General features: G+C 36.2%; 21 protein-coding genes. 14 read left to right on the forward strand and 7 right to left on the reverse strand.

Annotation, left to right across the window (positions count from 1 at the left end; translation table 11 throughout):
* Nucleotides 1-4: 4 nt before the first annotated feature.
* The 13 genes from atpG (at nucleotide 5) to F3G75_RS04095 (ending at nucleotide 10,378) form a co-directional block, all read left to right on the forward strand.
* Entirely contained in the window at nucleotides 5-892 is an 888-nt protein-coding gene (atpG, locus tag F3G75_RS04035; RefSeq protein WP_002939426.1) for an ATP synthase F1 subunit gamma, read from the forward strand.
* Between the two features lie 11 nt (nucleotides 893-903).
* A complete protein-coding gene (gene atpD / locus F3G75_RS04040) occupies nucleotides 904-2,301 on the forward strand; it encodes a F0F1 ATP synthase subunit beta (RefSeq protein ID WP_002939420.1) in 1,398 nt (465 codons plus the stop codon).
* Between the two features lie 18 nt (nucleotides 2,302-2,319).
* On the forward strand, nucleotides 2,320-2,709 hold the full coding sequence (atpC, locus tag F3G75_RS04045; RefSeq protein ID WP_021090667.1) for an ATP synthase F1 subunit epsilon: 390 nt from the start codon (nucleotides 2,320-2,322) through the stop codon (nucleotides 2,707-2,709).
* Nucleotides 2,710-3,294, forward strand: coding sequence for a MotA/TolQ/ExbB proton channel family protein (locus F3G75_RS04050; protein WP_051288435.1), 585 nt, complete (start codon nucleotides 2,710-2,712; stop codon nucleotides 3,292-3,294).
* The gene (locus F3G75_RS04055; protein WP_021090535.1) at nucleotides 3,295-3,693 is read left to right on the forward strand and encodes a biopolymer transporter ExbD; all 399 of its coding nucleotides are present in this window, start codon (nucleotides 3,295-3,297) and stop codon (nucleotides 3,691-3,693) included. It begins immediately after the preceding gene.
* Between the two features lies 1 nt (nucleotide 3,694).
* The gene (locus F3G75_RS04060; protein ID WP_103582427.1) at nucleotides 3,695-4,642 is read left to right on the forward strand and encodes a TonB C-terminal domain-containing protein; all 948 of its coding nucleotides are present in this window, start codon (nucleotides 3,695-3,697) and stop codon (nucleotides 4,640-4,642) included.
* Between the two features lie 24 nt (nucleotides 4,643-4,666).
* Entirely contained in the window at nucleotides 4,667-5,923 is a 1,257-nt protein-coding gene (gene tolB, locus F3G75_RS04065) for a Tol-Pal system protein TolB (RefSeq protein ID WP_103629146.1), read from the forward strand.
* 64 nt (nucleotides 5,924-5,987) lie between these two features.
* Nucleotides 5,988-6,494, forward strand: a complete 507-nt coding sequence (locus tag F3G75_RS04070; protein WP_021090913.1) for an OmpA family protein — start codon at nucleotides 5,988-5,990, stop codon at nucleotides 6,492-6,494.
* A gap of 17 nt (nucleotides 6,495-6,511) precedes the next feature.
* Nucleotides 6,512-7,354: a tetratricopeptide repeat protein gene (locus F3G75_RS04075; protein WP_087579669.1), complete on the forward strand. Its 843-nt coding sequence runs from the start codon at nucleotides 6,512-6,514 to the stop codon at nucleotides 7,352-7,354.
* Nucleotides 7,355-7,416: 62 nt separating this feature from the next.
* Nucleotides 7,417-8,004: an FKBP-type peptidyl-prolyl cis-trans isomerase gene (locus tag F3G75_RS04080; RefSeq protein ID WP_149716655.1), complete on the forward strand. Its 588-nt coding sequence runs from the start codon at nucleotides 7,417-7,419 to the stop codon at nucleotides 8,002-8,004.
* A 9-nt stretch (nucleotides 8,005-8,013) separates the two neighbouring features.
* Nucleotides 8,014-8,943: an ACP S-malonyltransferase gene (gene fabD, locus F3G75_RS04085; RefSeq protein ID WP_149716656.1), complete on the forward strand. Its 930-nt coding sequence runs from the start codon at nucleotides 8,014-8,016 to the stop codon at nucleotides 8,941-8,943.
* Complete coding sequence (locus tag F3G75_RS04090; protein ID WP_149716657.1) at nucleotides 8,940-9,623, forward strand: 5'-methylthioadenosine/adenosylhomocysteine nucleosidase; 684 nt, start codon at nucleotides 8,940-8,942, stop codon at nucleotides 9,621-9,623. The genes fabD and F3G75_RS04090 overlap by 4 nt, the downstream gene beginning before the upstream one ends.
* The gene (locus F3G75_RS04095; RefSeq protein ID WP_149716658.1) at nucleotides 9,620-10,378 is read left to right on the forward strand and encodes a tRNA 2-thiocytidine biosynthesis TtcA family protein; all 759 of its coding nucleotides are present in this window, start codon (nucleotides 9,620-9,622) and stop codon (nucleotides 10,376-10,378) included. The genes F3G75_RS04090 and F3G75_RS04095 overlap by 4 nt, the downstream gene beginning before the upstream one ends.
* Before the next feature lie 230 nt (nucleotides 10,379-10,608).
* On the opposite strand, the gene recO is transcribed toward F3G75_RS04095, so the two are convergent.
* The 7 genes from recO to bamA form a co-directional block, all read right to left on the reverse strand.
* The gene (gene recO, locus F3G75_RS04100) at nucleotides 10,609-11,223 is read right to left on the reverse strand and encodes a recombination protein RecO (protein WP_103592968.1); all 615 of its coding nucleotides are present in this window, start codon (nucleotides 11,221-11,223) and stop codon (nucleotides 10,609-10,611) included.
* A complete protein-coding gene (locus F3G75_RS04105) occupies nucleotides 11,224-12,147 on the reverse strand; it encodes a tRNA dihydrouridine synthase (protein ID WP_149716659.1) in 924 nt (307 codons plus the stop codon).
* Entirely contained in the window at nucleotides 12,144-13,142 is a 999-nt protein-coding gene (locus F3G75_RS04110; protein ID WP_149716660.1) for a uroporphyrinogen III synthase HEM4, read from the reverse strand. Before F3G75_RS04110 ends, F3G75_RS04105 begins: the two co-directional genes overlap by 4 nt.
* Nucleotides 13,143-13,151: 9 nt before the next feature.
* Nucleotides 13,152-13,508, reverse strand: coding sequence for an RNA polymerase-binding protein DksA (gene dksA / locus F3G75_RS04115; RefSeq protein ID WP_035167251.1), 357 nt, complete (start codon nucleotides 13,506-13,508; stop codon nucleotides 13,152-13,154).
* A 10-nt stretch (nucleotides 13,509-13,518) separates the two neighbouring features.
* The gene (locus tag F3G75_RS04120) at nucleotides 13,519-13,974 is read right to left on the reverse strand and encodes a 23S rRNA (pseudouridine(1915)-N(3))-methyltransferase RlmH (protein WP_149716661.1); all 456 of its coding nucleotides are present in this window, start codon (nucleotides 13,972-13,974) and stop codon (nucleotides 13,519-13,521) included.
* Between the two features lie 2 nt (nucleotides 13,975-13,976).
* A complete protein-coding gene (accD, locus tag F3G75_RS04125; RefSeq protein WP_149716662.1) occupies nucleotides 13,977-14,891 on the reverse strand; it encodes an acetyl-CoA carboxylase, carboxyltransferase subunit beta in 915 nt (304 codons plus the stop codon).
* 129 nt (nucleotides 14,892-15,020) lie between these two features.
* Nucleotides 15,021-17,276, reverse strand: a complete 2,256-nt coding sequence (gene bamA, locus F3G75_RS04130) for an outer membrane protein assembly factor BamA (RefSeq protein ID WP_149716663.1) — start codon at nucleotides 17,274-17,276, stop codon at nucleotides 15,021-15,023.
* A gap of 89 nt (nucleotides 17,277-17,365) precedes the next feature.
* Between bamA and F3G75_RS04135 the strand changes: the two genes are divergently transcribed.
* The gene (locus F3G75_RS04135; RefSeq protein WP_084108777.1) at nucleotides 17,366-18,196 is read left to right on the forward strand and encodes a prephenate dehydrogenase; all 831 of its coding nucleotides are present in this window, start codon (nucleotides 17,366-17,368) and stop codon (nucleotides 18,194-18,196) included.
* Nucleotides 18,197-18,255 lie beyond the last annotated feature (59 nt).

The raw sequence follows: 18,255 nt of genomic DNA on the forward strand, positions 1-18,255 counted from the left end.
AGATATGTCAAATTTAAAAGATATAAAACGAAAGATTAAGAGCGTCCAGAATACTCAAAAGACGACGCGTGCGATGAAGCTTGTCTCAACAGCAAAGCTTCGCAAAGCCGAAGAGGCTGCTCGATACTCTAGAGTTTACGCACTTAAGATCAATGAGGTTTTATCGGAGATAGCTTATAAGATCAATCAATATGCATCAGTTATGACTGAGAGTAAATTTTTTAACACAACAAAGAGTGTAGAAAAGGTTGATATTATATTTGTTACCGCTGATAAAGGGCTTTGCGGTGGCTTTAATGTCCAAACTATAAAGACAGTTAGGCGCATGATTGATGAGCTAAAAGCCAAAAAGATCAAGGTCAGACTAAGAGCTGTTGGTAAAAAAGGTATAGAATTTTTCAATTTTCAAGGCGTTGAACTACTTGAGACTTACGTCGGAGCTAGCTCTTCTCCTACATATGAAAAAGCTCAAAAAATCATAAAAGATGCCATCGATGACTTTACAAACGGCATAACTGATAAAGTCGTGCTAATACACAATGGTTATAAAAATATGATTTCTCAAGAGATTAGAGTAAATGATATTGTGCCTATTGAGCCGTCTAAGATAGTTGCTGTTGAGACAAATTCTTTGATGGAATTTGAACCAGAGGACAACTATACTAAGATTATGGATGAATTGCTTAATAAATATTTTGAGTATAGTATGTATTATGCTTTAGTTGACTCTTTAGCGGCTGAGCACAGCGCTAGAATGCAAGCTATGGATAATGCAACAAACAATGCTAAACAACGCGTCAAACAGTTAAATCTTGCTTACAATAAAGCAAGACAAGAGTCTATTACCACTGAGCTTATTGAGATCATCAGTGGTGTTGAATCAATGAAATAAAAGGAGTATGAATGAAGGGTGTTATTAGTCAAGTTATGGGCCCTGTGGTCGATGTTGACTTTAATGACTACTTGCCGAAGATCAATGAAGCTATCGAAGTTTTCTTTGAGGTTGAGGGCAAGAAACATAAACTAATATTAGAAGTTGCTGCTCACCTAGGTGATAATAGAGTCAGAACTATTGCTATGGACATGAGCGAGGGCTTGACTCGTGGCTTAGAGGCTAAAGCGCTTGGTGCGCCTATTAGTGTTCCAGTTGGTGAAAAAGTTCTAGGTAGAATTTTTAACGTAGTTGGTGATTTGATCGATGAGGGCGAGGGAATAAATTTTGATAAGCATTGGTCTATTCACCGCGATCCTCCTCCATTTGAAGAGCAAAGTACAAAGAGTGAAATTTTTGAAACCGGTATCAAGGTAGTCGACCTTCTAGCCCCTTATGCAAAAGGTGGTAAAGTAGGCCTATTTGGTGGTGCTGGTGTTGGTAAAACGGTTATTATTATGGAGCTTATCCATAACGTTGCGTTTAAACACAGCGGTTATTCTGTATTCGCTGGTGTTGGTGAGAGAACTCGTGAAGGAAATGACCTTTATCACGAAATGAAGGAAAGTAACGTTTTGGATAAAGTTGCCTTGTGTTATGGTCAAATGAATGAGCCACCAGGAGCAAGAAACCGTATCGCGCTAACTGGTCTTACAATGGCTGAGTATTTCCGTGATGAGATGGGACTTGACGTTTTGATGTTTATCGATAATATCTTCCGTTTCTCTCAATCAGGTGCAGAGATGTCAGCTCTACTTGGACGTATTCCATCAGCTGTTGGTTACCAGCCAACTCTTGCAAGTGAGATGGGTAAATTCCAAGAGAGAATTACATCAACTAAAAAAGGTTCAATCACTTCTGTTCAAGCCGTTTACGTTCCTGCGGACGACCTTACAGACCCAGCTCCTGCAACTGTTTTTGCGCACCTTGATGCCACAACAGTTCTTAATAGATCTATTGCAGAAAAAGGTATTTATCCAGCTGTTGATCCGCTTGATTCAACATCAAGAATGCTTGATCCTCAAATTTTAGGAGCAGATCACTATAAGGTAGCTCGTGGCGTTCAAGCTGTGCTCCAAAAATATAAAGATCTTCAAGATATCATCGCTATCCTTGGTATGGACGAGCTTAGCGAAGAAGATAAGCTAACAGTTGATAGAGCAAGAAAGATTGAGAGATTTTTATCTCAGCCATTCTTTGTTGCTGAAGTATTTACAGGTAGCCCTGGTAAATATGTAAGTCTTGACGAAAATATTGCTGGCTTTAAGGGAATTTTAGAGGGTAAATATGACCATTTACCAGAAGCAGCATTTTATATGGTTGGAAATATAGATGAGGCTTTAGCTAAAGCTGAGAAACTTAAGGCTTAAATTTAAAAAGGAAGCGTAATGGATAAATTACATTTAGAGATCGTAACTCCTCAAGGTCAGATATTTAATGATGACGTGAGCAGTGTAGTGCTTCCAGGTAGCGAGGGTGAGTTTGGTGTTTTACCAAACCATGCCTCATTAATATCTCTTTTAAAAGCAGGTATTATAGATATAGAACATAAAAATAAAAAACATGATGTTGTTGCGATTAACTGGGGCTACGCAAAGATTGACGAAGGTAAGGTAGTAATACTTGCTGACGGTGCGGTTTACGTCTCTGGTGATAGTGAAAGTGAGCTTGCAAATTCATTGGAAGCTGCTAGAAATTTGATAGAGAGCATGAGCAGTGATACAAATGCTTTTGCAGCAACTATATCTAAAATGGAAAATGTAGTGAGAACTAGATAAGTGGGCGGTATAGATTTATTTTTAAATTACATTCAAAGAAGTAGTTTTATTACAATTATTGTTTTAACTTGGCTGTCAATATATTTTATAGTTAGTTTCACAATTCTTTTTTCAAGAATGGCTGGTATTGGAGCTTGGCAAAAACGTGAGCAAAATGCACTTGAAGCACTGCTTATGGGTGCTAAAAATATTCCAAATGATTCGTCTTTGAGAAAATGTGCAAATGGAAGAATCTCAAGAGAAAAACTAAACGTATGTATAAGTATAGCCGAGAAAAATGCTACAAGTGGACTAACGTGGCTAAGTGTAATAGCATCTACTTCGCCTTTTATCGGTCTTTTTGGAACCGTTGTTTCTATTTTAGAGACATTTTCACAGCTTGGAAATGGCGGAGGTTCATCACTTGGTATTATCGCTCCAGCTATTTCAGAGGCACTTGTTGCAACTGGTTGCGGAATTTTTGTTGCCATCCCAGCATATACGTTTAACTTACTCATAAAAAGAAAAGCTTATGAATTAATGAGCGTTATTGAGCGTCAGGCTGATGTAATGATAGCACTTAAAAAAGATGATGAGATACTATAAATGGCCGTTAAATTTACCGATGAGACACCAGAGCTAAATATAACTCCTCTTGTTGATATTATGCTTGTTTTACTAGCCATTTTAATGGTTACTATGCCAACCATAACATATCAAGAGGATATTACTCTTCCGGATGGTTCAAAGGCAAAAACTTCAACATCTAAGCAAAAAGACCTTATAGTATCTATAAATTCGCAGGGACAAGTTAGAGTTGATCAAAGTACAATGAGCCTTGCTGAGTTTCCTGATAATATCGCATTAATGAGTACAAAATACGATAAAACCTCGCCTATCTATATAAAAGCTGACAAAAATTTAAAATACGATGATGTTATGTTTGTATTAAAGACTTTGAAAGGTGCTGGTTTTAATAAAGTAGCTTTAGAGACAAACGGTTAAAATGTCAAATAAAGTTAAATTTCCAACGCTTAGTTCGTTTCTTGTAGCGTCTTGTATTTACGTTATTATTATACTTATTTTGTTTATAAAGCTTACTTTTTTTGCAGAACCTCCTAAAAAATATACTGATGATAAAGATGCTATTATGGATGTGGTTATGGTTGATAGAGAAGTTGATCAAACCATTAAAGCTCCAAAACAAGCAGATGAAGTAGTTAAAGAGACAAAGCCTGAACCTAAAAAGGAATCTGAAGAAGATAAGCAAGAGACTACAAATAAGCCTGTTGTACCAGATGAACCATTGCCTACGCCAAGCTTACCAACTCCTCCAAAAGAGGAACCAAAACCTGAGCCTAAAAAACCAGAACCAAAGCCTGAAATCCCAAAACCAAGTGAAGAGTCTAAAGAAGATGTTAAACCAGAGCCAAAACCAGAGCCTAAGCCTACACCAAAGCCAGTTGAAAAGCCAAAACCCAAAGAGCCAAATATAAAAGATCTCTTTAGTGACATAGACCCTACAAAACTTAAAAAAGATGATGGTATAAAAAAGGTTGAAAATAAAGTGCAAAGCCGTAAAAAGAGCGAGGCTTCTAGCTCAAAGGCTGCAAAAGAGGCTAGTGATATTATAAAAAGCCTAAAGATAGATCAAAATCCAACCGCTCCGAAATCACAATCTACCGGTACTTACGATCCACTAATGGGTGCGATAACAAAACAAATTCAAAGAAGATGGCAAAGCTATAAGGCTGATTCTGCAAATTTGGCTAAAGTTAAAGTTATGATAGATCAAAGTGGAAATTTTAGCTATGAAATTTTAGAGCTATCATACAATGAAGAATTTAATGCAAAAGTAAAAGAGTGTCTTGAAAAGCTTACGACGGAGAAATTTCCTTTCAATCCAGACAAGAGCACTACTTTTAATTTAAATTTAGAAGATAAAATAAACTAAAATTTATAAAATTATGGAGTAGAGATGAAGAAAATTTTTCTTTTTTTATGCGTTGCTTTAGGGCTTTATGCTGCTGATGCGACGATATCTGTTGTAAATCAAGGTATTGCCTTGCCAAAGATAGCTTTGCAAGATGCAACAACTGCTGTTAGCGATATGGCTTTTAAAGATAAATTCTTTAAAATCATGCTAGGAGATCTAAAGGTTAGTTCCGATTTTGAAGTAATCGAAGATCATGTGCCTTCTACCTATGAAGGAGATGCAACCACTAATACAATGAGTGATAAAGGCGTCGAGCTTATCTTTAGATATGCTCTTGAAGGCTCTATGGGCTCGCCTCTTACTTTAAGAGTAAAACTGATAAACGCTAAGACAGCAACTACAAGATATGAGAAGGTTTATACAATGCCAGACGGTGCAAAGTATCCGTTTTTAGCGCATAAAAGTATAGTTGAGCTTACTAATGAACTAAATTTACCACCAGTTGGCTGGATGGAAAAATTTATTATTCTTTCAAAATATACTTCAGCTCGCCAAAGTTCTATCATAGTTGCTGATTATACACTTACATATCAAAAGACCATAGTAAGTGGTGGACTAAATATTTTCCCTAAATGGGCTGGAGCTGATCAAAGTAAATTTTACTATACATCTTATGTAAGCAATAAGCCAACTTTATTTAGATATGATCTAAATTCTGGTACAAAAACAAAGATAATTGATAGCATTGGCATGCTTATAGCCTCAGATGTTAGTAAAGATGGAAGTAAAATTTTATTAACTATGGCACCAAAAGATCAACCAGATATATTTATCTATAATACAAATAGCAAAAATTTGACGCAGATTACTAATTATCCAGGCATAGATGTAAATGGAAATTTTGTAGATAATGATAGTAAGATAGTTTTTGTATCAGATAGGCTTGGTTATCCTAATGTTTTTGCAACTCCTGCGATTTCTGGCGGAAGCGTTGAACAAATGGTATTTCATGGTAAGAATAATAACTCTGTAAGCACATTTGAAAATTATGTTGTTTATTCAAGCAGGGAAGCAAGCGGTAGTTTTAATATATATCTAATTTCAACTCAAACGGATTTTATACGACAGCTTACAGCAAATGGCAAAAATAACTATCCAAGATTCTCAAGCGATGGGCAAAGTGTTGTCTTTATAAAAGAGCTTGGCGGTCAAAGTTCACTAGGTGTTGTTAGGCTAAATGAAAACAGAAGTTTTCAGTTTCCTTTAAAAGTAGGAAAAATTCAATCTATAGATTGGTAAGATTCTGATAAAATTTAAAATTTTTGTGATATAATTCGACCAAATTTCTAAAAAAGGATAAGGAATGAAAAAAGTAGTTCTAGCAAGTGTTGCAGTTGCAACTTTATTGTTGAGCGGTTGTAGCTCAAAAAACCCTGAAGTTGATATGAATTCAAATTCAAATCAATCTGCAGACAATTCAGGTAGCATGAGTGATGCTGATAGATTAGCAGCTCTTATTGCTAACATCGAGAGTCAAGTTAAAAGCGTATACTTTGACTTCGATAAATTTAATATCAAAGCTGATCAACAAGGCGTTGTTAGCTCAAATGCATCAGTATTCAACCAAGCTGACGCTCAAGCTCTTTCTATAAAAGTAGAAGGTAACTGCGATGAGTGGGGTACAGATGAGTATAACTATGCTCTTGGTTTAAAACGTGCTAAAAGTGCTAAAGATGCTCTTGTAAGAAATGGCGTTAGTGCTGATAGAATCGCTGTAGTTAGTTTTGGAGAAAGCAATCCAGTTTGTACAGACAAAACAAAAGCTTGCGATGCTCAAAATAGACGTGCAGATTTCAAAGTACTTCCATAATTTATAATTAAATAATAATGAACAAAAAAATAATTGTAGTGGCTCTGATTGGAGCCACTATCTCCATTACCTCTGGCCAAGAGATTTCAGCTTTTGATGCAGGCAATATGGATAGTGCGAATCCATATGGTCTAACTGATAATGAAAAAGTTACCTTAAATAATAAGCGAAGCGTTCAAAATATTGAAGAGAATATGAATAATGTTTTAGAACAACTTCAAGGTTTGCAAAGCTTGATTGAGAGCATGAGTGCTAGAATGAATAAGCTTGAGCAAAGAATAAATGATATAGAGACGAAGGTAAATGGTGGCATAAGTGATTCTGGTGTAAGTTTGACATCATTGAAGGCTTATGTTGATGAAACTAGAGATATACAAGACAAAAACTACAAAAATATTACTGCTGCCTTAAATAAATTAGGTGCAATAATGGATAAAAATGCTGCTCAACCAAAGCAAAATGCAAATCCAAAACAACAAAGTAAGCCAACTTCAAATTTTAGTGGAAAAAGCGATAAAGATATTTTGGCTGATGGCATTAAACTTCTAAATTCTGGCAATAGCACAGAAGCAGCTGAATATTTTGAATATTTAAATAAAAAAGGCTATAAAACTGGTGCAACAAATTATTATTTAGGTGAAGTTGCTTACAGTCAAAAATCATACAGTACAGCTATACAATACTATAAAAAAAGCATACAGAACGAAGATAAGGCTGACTATACACCAAAACTTCTATATCACACAGCTATAAGCTTTGATAAGATAGGTGACACGCAAAGTGCAAATAGATTTTATAAGGCTTTAAAAGTCGGTTATCCAGATAGTAAAGAAGCCAAAGCCTCTCCCAATAGAAACTAAATTTTAATCTTTTTTAGATATAATCCCACATTAATCAAAAAACCAAATCTAAGGAGATTATTGTGAGTAAAGATCAAGTTATAACTATGTTTTACGAACTAAAAGATGCTAATACTGGTGAAATTTTAGAGTCAAACATGCAAGAAGGTGGCCAAATTTCGTTTATAACAGGGCATGGCCATATTATAGAAAAGCTTGAAAAAGAAGTAAGCAAATTAAAATCAGGCGAAAGAGCAACTATAAGTGTAAAGGCGGCAGAGGGTTGTGGTGAATATAATAATGAAGCCATTCAGTCGTTACCAAAAGAGCAATTTGCTGGTATAGATTTGCATGAAGGAATGGAACTTTTTGGTCAAAATGAGGATGGCTCAAGCGTTCGTGTTATTGTTAAAGAGATCAAAGATGACGAAGTAACAGTTGATTTTAATCACCCATATGCTGGTAAAGATTTACTATTTAATGTTGAAGTTTTAGAAGTTAGAGATGCAACAGAAGATGAAAAAGCAACAGGCATGGTGGCTGGGGCTCATACTTGCGGTTGCGGTGGTCACGATCATGAGCATGAGCATGAGTGCTGCGGGGGACATGGACATGGACACGGACACGAGGATGGTGGTTGCGGTTGCGGTGGACACGGACATCATCATTAAGAAGTTAAAATGAAAAAATTTGCTTTTGTTTTTGCGGGCCAAGGCTCGCAAAGTATTGGTATGGGAAAAGACTTTTACGAAAATTTTTCTACTGCTAAACTACTTTTAAATGATGCTTGTAATGACACTGGCATTGATTACAAAGAGCTTTTATTCACACAAAACGATAAGTTGGATAAAACAGAATTTACTCAGCCAGCTATCGTCTTAAACTCGCTAATGACTTATTTAGCTTTTTCAAATTTTATTAAAGAAAAACCAGAATTTAGTCTCGGGCACTCACTTGGAGAATTTACTGCTCTTGCAGTTAGCGAAGCATTTAATTTTATTGATGCGATTAGGCTTGTAAATTTACGTGGTAAATTTATGCAAGAGGCTTGTGTTGGTAAAGATGCTGGTATGATGGTAGTCCTCGGACTTAGTGATGAAGTGGTTGAAGAAATTTGTAAAAAAGCAAGAGAAGAAGGTTTACAAATTTATGCTGCAAACTACAACTGCGATGGACAAATCGTTGTCGCTGGCGTAAGAGCTGATCTTGCTAGCTATGAAGCAAAATTTAAAGAAGCTGGCGCAAAAAGAGCAATGCTTTTAAATATGTCGGTAGCAAGCCATTGTCCGATACTTGAACCAGCTAGTGTTAGGTTGACAGGCGAGCTTGAGGGTACTTTGGCTGCCAAATTTTCTCCAGTTGTCTCAAATGTAAATGCTAAAATTTATACTGATAAAAGCGAAGCACTAGTCCTACTAAAAGAGCAGCTAATAAAACCAGTTTGCTATAAACAAAGCATTAAAAACTATGAAAATAATGTTGATTGTTTTATCGAGCTTGGCGCTACGACGCTAAAGGGTATCAATAAAAAAAATACCGAAAAGCCAACTTATAGTATTACTGATATGGCAAGTCTTGAAGAAGTTGTGAAAATTTTGGAGGAGAGATGATAGCGATACTTGGAGCCATGCAAGAAGAGATAACGCCGATCCTTGAAATGGTTGGTGAATATAAAACTATTCAATATGCAAATAATAAATTTTACTTAGCAAACTATAAAGAAAAAGAGCTAGTTATTGCCTATTCAAAGATAGGCAAAGTAAATGCAGCTATAACAGCAACTTTGATGATAGAAAAATTTAAGGCCTCAAAATTGCTCTTTACCGGCGTAGCTGGCTCACTTGATGAGAGTTTAAAAATAGGTGATATGCTTTATGCTACTAGCTTGGTGCAACATGATCTTGATATTACGGCTTTTGGCCATCCTTATGGCTATGTGCCAGGCACAAGTATCTTTGTCGAAAGTGATGTAGGGTTAAATGAACTGGCAAAAAAGATAGCTGATAAAAAAGATATGAGCTTAAGTGCTGGTATTATTGCGACTGGAGATCAGTTTATCTGCGATAATGAAAAGAAAACTTGGATTAAAAAGATATTTAATGCGAGCGCAACAGAGATGGAAGGTGCTAGCGTTGCACTAGTTTGCGAAACACTTGGTGTGCCATTTTTTATACTAAGAGCTATCAGCGATGGAGCTGGTGATGCAGCAGAGTTTGACTTTGATAAATTTTTGCAAGATTCAGCAAATGTTAGTGCAAAATTTATACTTGAAATGGTAGAAAGCTTATGATAGAGCTTAGTAAAAGGCTTCTTAGGCAAGTTGGTCAGACAAATGCTAGATACAAGATGATAGAGGGCGGAGATAAGATCTTGCTTGGTCTTAGCGGTGGTAAAGATAGCCTCGCACTAGCTCACGTACTAAAGCATATCCAAAACGTCACACCTGAAAAATTTGAGTTTAAGGCAGTAACGCTAAGCTACGGTATGGGTGAGGACTACGCTTATCTTACGAAGCATTGCAATGAGCACGGAATAGAGCACGAAGTAATAGATAGCTCAATCTTTGAAATTTCAAAAGAGAAAATCCGTAAGAATTCCAGTTTTTGTAGTTTCTTTTCTCGTATGAGAAGAGGCTATCTTTATACTTACGCCTTAAAGCATAGTTTTAATAAACTCGCGATTGCTCATCATTTAGACGATGCAGCGGAGAGCTTTTTTATGAACTTTACATATAATGGTGCACTAAGGACGCTTGCTCCAAAATATACTGCAAAAAATGGAATCACGGTTATTAGGCCATTTATCTTCGTTCGCGAGAGACAGCTTCGCGAAAATGCTATCAAAAATGAATTAAGAGTTATCGGTGATGAAGCATGCCCTGCAATGAGATTTGACGTGAAGATGCCACATGCTAGATATGAAACTAAACAGCTTTTGGCAACTTTAGAAAAAGAAAATTCAAAACTTTTTACTTCGCTAAAAGCAGCATTTGAAAATATCCATACTGATACTTTTTTTGCTCTCAATAGTAGTAGTGAAGAGTAAAATTTTACTTGCTTCTTGGGACTAATCCCAAGAAGCAAGCTATAAATATTTCTATTTTAATTAGCTCGTATCAAAATAAATAAAAAAATGTATGAATAGATGAAATTCTTGTACTTGTTAATAAATCAAAACTATCATATATAGCAAATACAAAAGCATTTAGTGCAAAAACTACTGGTTAGAATTTTGTAACTTAGAAAATTAAAGCTTAAAAATAGTCATAATAGAGTTTAAAGTCCGTCAAGTAAAATTTTATAAAGGCGGTTTATCTCATCGTCATTTAGCTCGATCGTGCTTTTTGTATCAAATAAATTTTTGATCTTGCTAGCGTCAAATTCGCTTCTATCAAGGCAGTGCTTGTGAGAGGGCAAAAAGCCACGAGTTAGGCAAAGCTCGCTTTCTATTTCCTCGTCGCAGATAAAGCACTCAAGCTCGCTGTGAAGCCTGCCTTCATACTCTAAAATTTTAACGTAGCTTTCGATGATAAGGCGCTTTGGATTTTGTAGCTGCATCTGTTTGGCGCAGCGATCAAGCTCGTTAAAGTAAATTTCATCGAGCTGCTCGACCTCTTTTAGATGATCATAAAGTAGGCGCATGAACTGCTGCCAAATGATGAGTTTGTCGCGCTCTAGCAGCCATTTAAAGCCAAGGTGAAGTATGTTTCTAAGCTTTGGTAGAAATTTCGCCTCTTGCTCTAGTTCAAAGTCGATCTTGTAGCCAGTCATGATATTTGAGTGGCGTGCGCCAAAAAATCTATATGACTTTACGAGCAAATTTGGCGTTAACACAAAGACTAAAAGGTCCTCGTCTCTGACCTTTTGCACGCGCAGGATATAGCCTTGCATCTAGGCAAAAAACTCCCTTATGCGCTCTCTCATCGCTGTCACGTCTTTGATGAAATTTATATCGTTTCTAAAGGTTGTTGCGCCGTCGATGCCCTTGCTGTATTGGTGCAAGTGTTTTCTAAATATGCAAAGCCCATGCTCTCCGTAGTGCTCGATCATCGCATCAAAGTGGGCTAGTATGATCTTTTGTTTTAATGCTTTATCTACACTAGTTTTAGTCTTTATCTCGTGAAATATCCAGGGATTACCGATGCTTGCTCTACCAATCATTAGGGCATCGCACTTTGTAAGGTTTAAAATTTCATCTGCATTTTGCGTATTTATATCGCCATTTGCGACGACTGGAATTTTTACACTCGCCTTTACTCTAGCGATCGCTTCGTAATCAACCTTTGCGCTGTATCCCCCAGCTTTGGTTCGACCATGGACTGCGATGTAGTCTGCGCCGGCTTCTTCGCAGGCCTTTGCGATTTTTTCTTCATTTTTATCGTTAAAGCCAAGTCTAAATTTAACACTCAGGCTCTCTTTGTTTGAGACGCTTTTTATAGCTGAGATTATGCTTTGAAGTTTGTCAAGATCGTTTAGCAAAGCCGATCCCGCACCTTGTCTAACGACCTTTGGCACAGGGCAGCCGCAGTTTAGATCGAGCCCATAAATTCCATCAAATTTATTGATAATTTGCACAGCTTTTTTTATATTTTCTATGTCATTACCAGCTATTTGAACGACATAAGGCTCTTCGTTTGGGGATTTTTTAATCATTTCAAGAGTTTTGTCACTGCTCTCATATACTAGAGCGTTTGCGCTGATCATTTCGCTAACAGTGATGTCGCAGCCAAATTTCTTGACGACGCTTCGTAACGGCAGGTCAGAAAAGCCAGCAAGAGGTGCTAAGAAAAGTGGCTTTTTGCTAAAGTCTATCATTTAAAAAATAACGAGCTAGGCACCATTTTGCCGTTATCTCGTAAAAACAGCAAGACCTTTATCTCTTTAAACTCATCTGGGTCGCTACCTTCGATAGCCTCTCTTACTTTATCAAGCATCTGAAGCTCAAATAGCGCATATACGTAAGCCTCATCAGCGTCAGCATGGATGCTTTTTAGCTTCTCAAAGATGCCGATAAATGCATCTGGTTTTAGCTTATTTTTAAGCATTATGGCTGCTTTGTCGTATTGTGCTTTTGTCACTTTTGCATTGTTTAAAAGATCAAAAATTTCATCACTGCTTAGATCAATCTCGTCATTTACAAATCGGGTAATAATAAGCATTATATCTTCACTTGCTAGCTCAAAATTTAATCTTTTGATCTCGCTAAAAGAAGCTACTTTTATGAGTTTATCAAATGCAGCTTTTTTAAGACTCTCGTTTTGATCTTGATTTTTAAGTATGTCAAGATAGTAAGTAGGTAGTTGCTCGATTTTATTTAGCTCATTTAGGATATTTAACTTGCTATCTTTTGCTAGTCTAAATTTCTTTAGATCGACGATCTCTTTATTTTTTATACTTTTTATAGTTTGTAAGATATTGTTTATCTCGGCATCATCTACACCGACATCTTTAAGCTCGCCTACTGGTGAGATAGAACGAGTAAGCTGTGAGGCGATCTTGTAAGTGTCGGTTTTGAAGTCTTTGTTACTCTCAAAGCCAAGAAGCGTCTCTTTGGCTAAGTCTTTATAAAGCTGGCTATCTTTTTTGATCCATTTTTTATATCTATAAAAAGCATATCCATGATAAGCGATATGAAGTAGGGCAAGAAGTGCTAAAACAGCTACTGGAAGAGCGACCCAAATAGCAATTGGCAAAGTTATAGTTTGGTCTAAAAGCTCAAATGTGTAATCAGAACTATTAAGAGAATAAGTAAGCCCTGCAACAACTACTATGTAGATTATGCAGTAGACGAGAAATTTTCTAGTTTTCATGTTTTCTCCTTAGTTTTTTGCTGTTTTTTCGATTATTTCACGGCAAGTTATGCAGTATTTTGCATGTGGTTTTACCTTTAGTCGCGGTATACTGATCTCCTCTTCACACATATCACAAATTCCATAAGTTTTGTTTGCTATCTTCTCTAGTGCTTCATCTATTTCTGATAGCTCCGCTCTTTGTTGCGTCGAGATGGAATGCTCTATTAGCTGGTCTGTATTTACTGAGGCTATATCAAACTCATCGCTTACGCCACTATCTCTTAAGCCATTTACTTCAACAGATGAATCATAGATATTTTTTTTGATCTGTAATTTTCTTTCTTCAAGTAATTTTTTAAAAAAATTTAGCTCAGTTTGTGTCATTTATATTCCTTTATTTGTGATATGGGTGGTTTGCATTTATGCAAAGTGCTCTAAAAATTTGCTCAAAAAGTACAAGCTTGGCAACCTTATGCGCTATCGTCATCTTGCTCAAACTTACGATTTTTTGTGCTTTATTCTTTAAATTTTGGCTAAGGCCATAAGCTCCACCTATGAAAAAGTTAATTTGTGAATTTGAGTTTAAAATTTGTGCAAATTCTTGGCTATCAAGTTGCAAGCCATTTTCATCAAGCATTACGCAAAAGCCTTTTAAATTTGGCTCATAAATTTCATCATAGGCTCTTAATGCTTCGCTTTTTCCAGCACTTTGAGCTTTTACTATTTTTTCATTGAAAAAGACTTTATCATTTATCTTGGCAAATTTTGCACTCATTTTTATATATTCTTGTATCTCGTTTTCAAAGTTATCACGTGATGATTTTTGAATGCTAAAAACTGAAATTTCCAAATTTAGCCTTTGGTTTTTAGTTTTAGTTCAAAGTTGCTTCCACTCTCATCTTGGTTATCTTTTTGATGTATTGTCTTATTGTTTGTGAGAAATTTAACCATATCGCTTATATATTTTTTATGTTCGCTTCTTGGCACGATAGCATCGATTAGGCCATGCTCTAACAAAAACTCAGCTCTTTGAAATCCCTCTGGTAAATCAGCACCAATGGTTTGTTTGATGACCCTTTGACCAGCAAAGCCTATCAATGCGCCAGGTTCAGCGATTATTAGATCTCCAAGCCAAGCAAAAGAAGCACTAACGCCACCCATTGTCGGATCAGTAAGTATTGAGATATAAGGTAGTTTCGCTTCATCAAGTAGTTTTAAAGCAGCTGATGTCTTTGACATTTGCATCAAAGAGAATGTACTCTCTTGCATTCTAGCTCCACCTGAAGCACTCACTATGACTAAAGCTTGGCGTTTTTCTATTGCCCGTTTTATCGCTCTTACGATCTTTTCACCCTCAACTGAAGCTAGCGAACCACCCATGAAGCCAAAGTCAAAAACAACTAGCTGGATCTCTTGTCCGTCGCATTTACCTTCGCCACATATCACTGAGCTTGTGCGTCCTGTTTTTTCTTTATTTTCTGTGATTCTTTTTTTGTATGATTTTTTATCAACAAAATTTAATGGATCTACCGGTTTTAAATTCGCGTCAAATTCTACAAAGCTACCTTCATCGCAGATCAAATTTATGCGATCATCAGCTTTTAATCTCATATGATAGCCACATTTCGGGCATACATTAAAACAAGCTTCAACTTCTTTGTAGTACATCAGTGAGTGACAATTATCGCATTTTACCCAGTGCGTAGGCGCTTCTTCTGGACGAGGTTGAGCTTTTCTTATCTTTGAAAAAATGTCTGAGAAATTCATATTTTTACCCACTTATATTAAAAATTGTGGGATTATATCTAATGTTTGCCTTGCTTTTTCTTATATGACTTAAAGTTTGTTTATTTGTGGAGGTTTAAAGGGGCAAGTTAGCCCCTTTAAAGTATCTTATTAGAATCGTCTTCCAATAGTAAATTCAAATGTATTTGTATCATCGCCCTCTTTAGGTTTAAGAGCTTTTGCAAAGATTAGTTGAAGTGGTCCGATAGGAGTTATCCACTCGATACCAGTACCAACTGATGATCTTTTTATCTCATTTAGACTATTTTCACCGATCATGCCGTAGTCATAAAATACAACACCACGCATTTTGACACGATCTATTATAGGGAAGCTTATTTCAGCTGAATTATTAAATGAAGTTTCACCGCCGTATTCGTAGTAGTCGCCATTATATTTTACCTTTGGAGATACGGTTCTGCTCTCGTAACCACGTAAGCTTCTTATACCACCAAGGTAAAGTCTTTCGTTGATCGGAGTATATCCTCTTTCCCAAATTTTGCCAAAGCTTGCTTTGTATCTTAAGATAAGATCGTAGTCGATGTATTCTCTAAGGCCTAGATAGTAGTTAAAATTTGTGCGATTTTTGATAAAGTCTATATCGCCACCAAGCCCAGCTATCTCAAATGATGTGCTAGCTATGATGCCACGTCTTGGCAAGTAATAATCATCGGTGCTATTATATGTTAAAGCTGGAGTTATGGCGCTTTTTATGGCTTTACCTTCTCTATAAATTTCTTTTTTGGTTTTTGTGTTGATATCTCTTAGCTCATCATCTTTTAAGGTAATTTTACTTTGCTCAATGTTGTAAGTAAGTGATGCGCTTAAATTTCTAGTTAGTTTTCTACCTAGTGTTGTGCTAAAGCCATAGCTTCTCTCTTTATATGTTCTCCAGTCATAGTCATTTGCATAAAGTGTTCCGCCAAGGCTATACTCTGAGTCAAAAATCCTTGGGTTTGTAAGACTTATCTGACCTGAAAGTTCTCTGTCACTTTTATCTACGCTTATTTGTCCTTGAAGACCAGAGCCAAAAATGTTTGTGTCAGAAAGTGCTGCATTTAGTAGTAGTCCGTCACTGCTACCGTATCCGATACCACCGCTTATTGAGCCAGTTGAAGCCTCTTTTACTTTTACTTTTAGATCAACTGTATTTTTATCAACTGGATCTTCTTCTATCTCAACATCATCAAAGTAGCTTGTTCTTTTTAGTGCATCTTTTGAGTCTTGAAGGTCGGTCCTGCTATATAAATTTCCTTCAGTTAGATAAAGTTCACGTCTTACAACGCGGTCAACAGTCCTATCATTTCCTGAAATTTGAACATTTCTTATATATACTTTTTCGCCAGGATCGACTTCATAATCAATATCGACAGTTTTATTTTCATCAAATTTATCAGTCTTTGGATAGACCTTCACAAACGCATAACCTTTATCAGCAACCATATCATCGAGCTTTTTCATATCTTGGCGAAGTCTTGCTGAGTTCATCGTATCACCGGCCTCAAGCCTAAAGTCATCTATAATCTTTTTAGTATCAAGCTCTAGCTCCTCAGGTGCTGTAATGCTTACATTTGAAACCTTATAAGGCTCACCCTCATGAACATAATAAGTAAGATCGGCTGTGTAATTATCAAACGATGAATTTAAATAAGGTGACGAAATAGTCGCGTCTAAATAGCCTTTTTGGAAATATTTGTCTTGTATTCTTGCTGGATCATTTTCAAGCTCAAAAAGTTTAACTTTACCGTCATTTCTGCCCCAAAGCCAACCCATAAATTCTCTACTTTTATTTGCAACTACTGGCTCAATGTCGTCATAATCAAACTCTTTTGCACCGACTAAATTTACATTTTTGATTATCATATTTTCGCCACGGTTTATGTTAAGTGTTATAAAAAGTGAGCTGTCGTTATCTGCAACTGGTTGTTTTTCTACGTCTACAACGGTATCAAAATAACCCTTTGACTCATAATACTGACGAATTCTCTCTTTAGTTTTTTCTATTGTAAGCTCATCGTACATATTGCCTGGTTTGATATTGATTAACGACTCTATGGCAGTTTTATCATTTGTTACGACGCCTTTTAGATCGACTCTCGCAACACTTGGCTTCTCTTTTACAGCTACTAAAAGATTACCATTGCCTGTATCTTCTATATAGATATCGTCGAAATAGTTTTGTTTGTATAAATTTGTGATCGCCTTATCGCTAAGCTTTGGAGTTAGATCCTGACCGACTTTTAGTCCCATTATTTGGCTTGCTACTTCAGGCGAAAGGTGAATTAGACCTTTAAAATTTATTGACTGGATTGTTTGTGCGCTTAGGCCGCTGAAAGCTAATGCTAATAAAAATAATTTCTTTCTCATTAAATTTAACCTAGAGTTTTAGTATAAGTGCGTATAATATCATATTTTATTTTTAATAAATTTAAATTTTATAATTTTGAAGGTTTTTTATGAAAATAGGTATCATCGGACTTGGTCTTATGGGTGGCTCGCTTGGTCTTGCACTAAAAGATGAAAAATTAATCTCTTGTGTTAGTGGATATGACAAAGATGAAAATCATAGCAAAAAGGCCTTAGAACTTGGCTTGGTGCATGAAATTTTAAGCATTGACGAGATGAAAAAGAAGTGTGACATCATCTTTTTGGCTGTGCCAGTTGAAGCTATCGTATCAATAGTGCAAAATTTAACCGATATTAGCGAAGATACAACTATCATTGATTTTGGCTCAACCAAACAAAAGATAATAGAAGCTGTGCCAGAAAAAATTCGTAAAAATTTCATCCCAGCTCACCCAATGGCAGGTACTGAGTATTCTGGTCCAGAGGCTGCCTTTAAGTCACTTTACACAGGGGCAACTGTTATCGTTTGTGACTTTGCTGAGAGCGCAGAAAAACATGTAAAAAGAAGCGTTGAGTTATTTTCTTGTCTTGGCATGAAGATCATTTTCATGAGCGCAAAAGAGCATGATCATCACGTAGGTCTTATTTCACATTTACCTCATGCGATCGCATTTTCGCTTGCTAGTGGAATTTTAAAAGAAGAGGATAAAAGGCACATCGTAGCGCTTGGCGGACCTACATTTAAGGGCATGATACGTGTCGCAAAGAGTTCGCCTTTTATGTGGAGCGATATTTTTAAGCAAAATAAAAATAATGTTGTTGAAGCCATAAATATGTTTGAAAAAGAGCTAAATTTGTGCAAAGATCTCATCAAAGATGAACGCTGGGATGAGCTTTTTGCATGGATGAGCGACGCTAGAGCTGTAAGAGAAATTTTGTAATTAACTAAAAATTTATTGATTTACGTGTAAAATTTTGCAAATTAAATTTAAGGTAAAAA

Source organism: Campylobacter concisus, from assembly GCF_902460705.1.
GTDB classification, from domain to species: domain Bacteria; phylum Campylobacterota; class Campylobacteria; order Campylobacterales; family Campylobacteraceae; genus Campylobacter_A; species Campylobacter_A concisus_Z.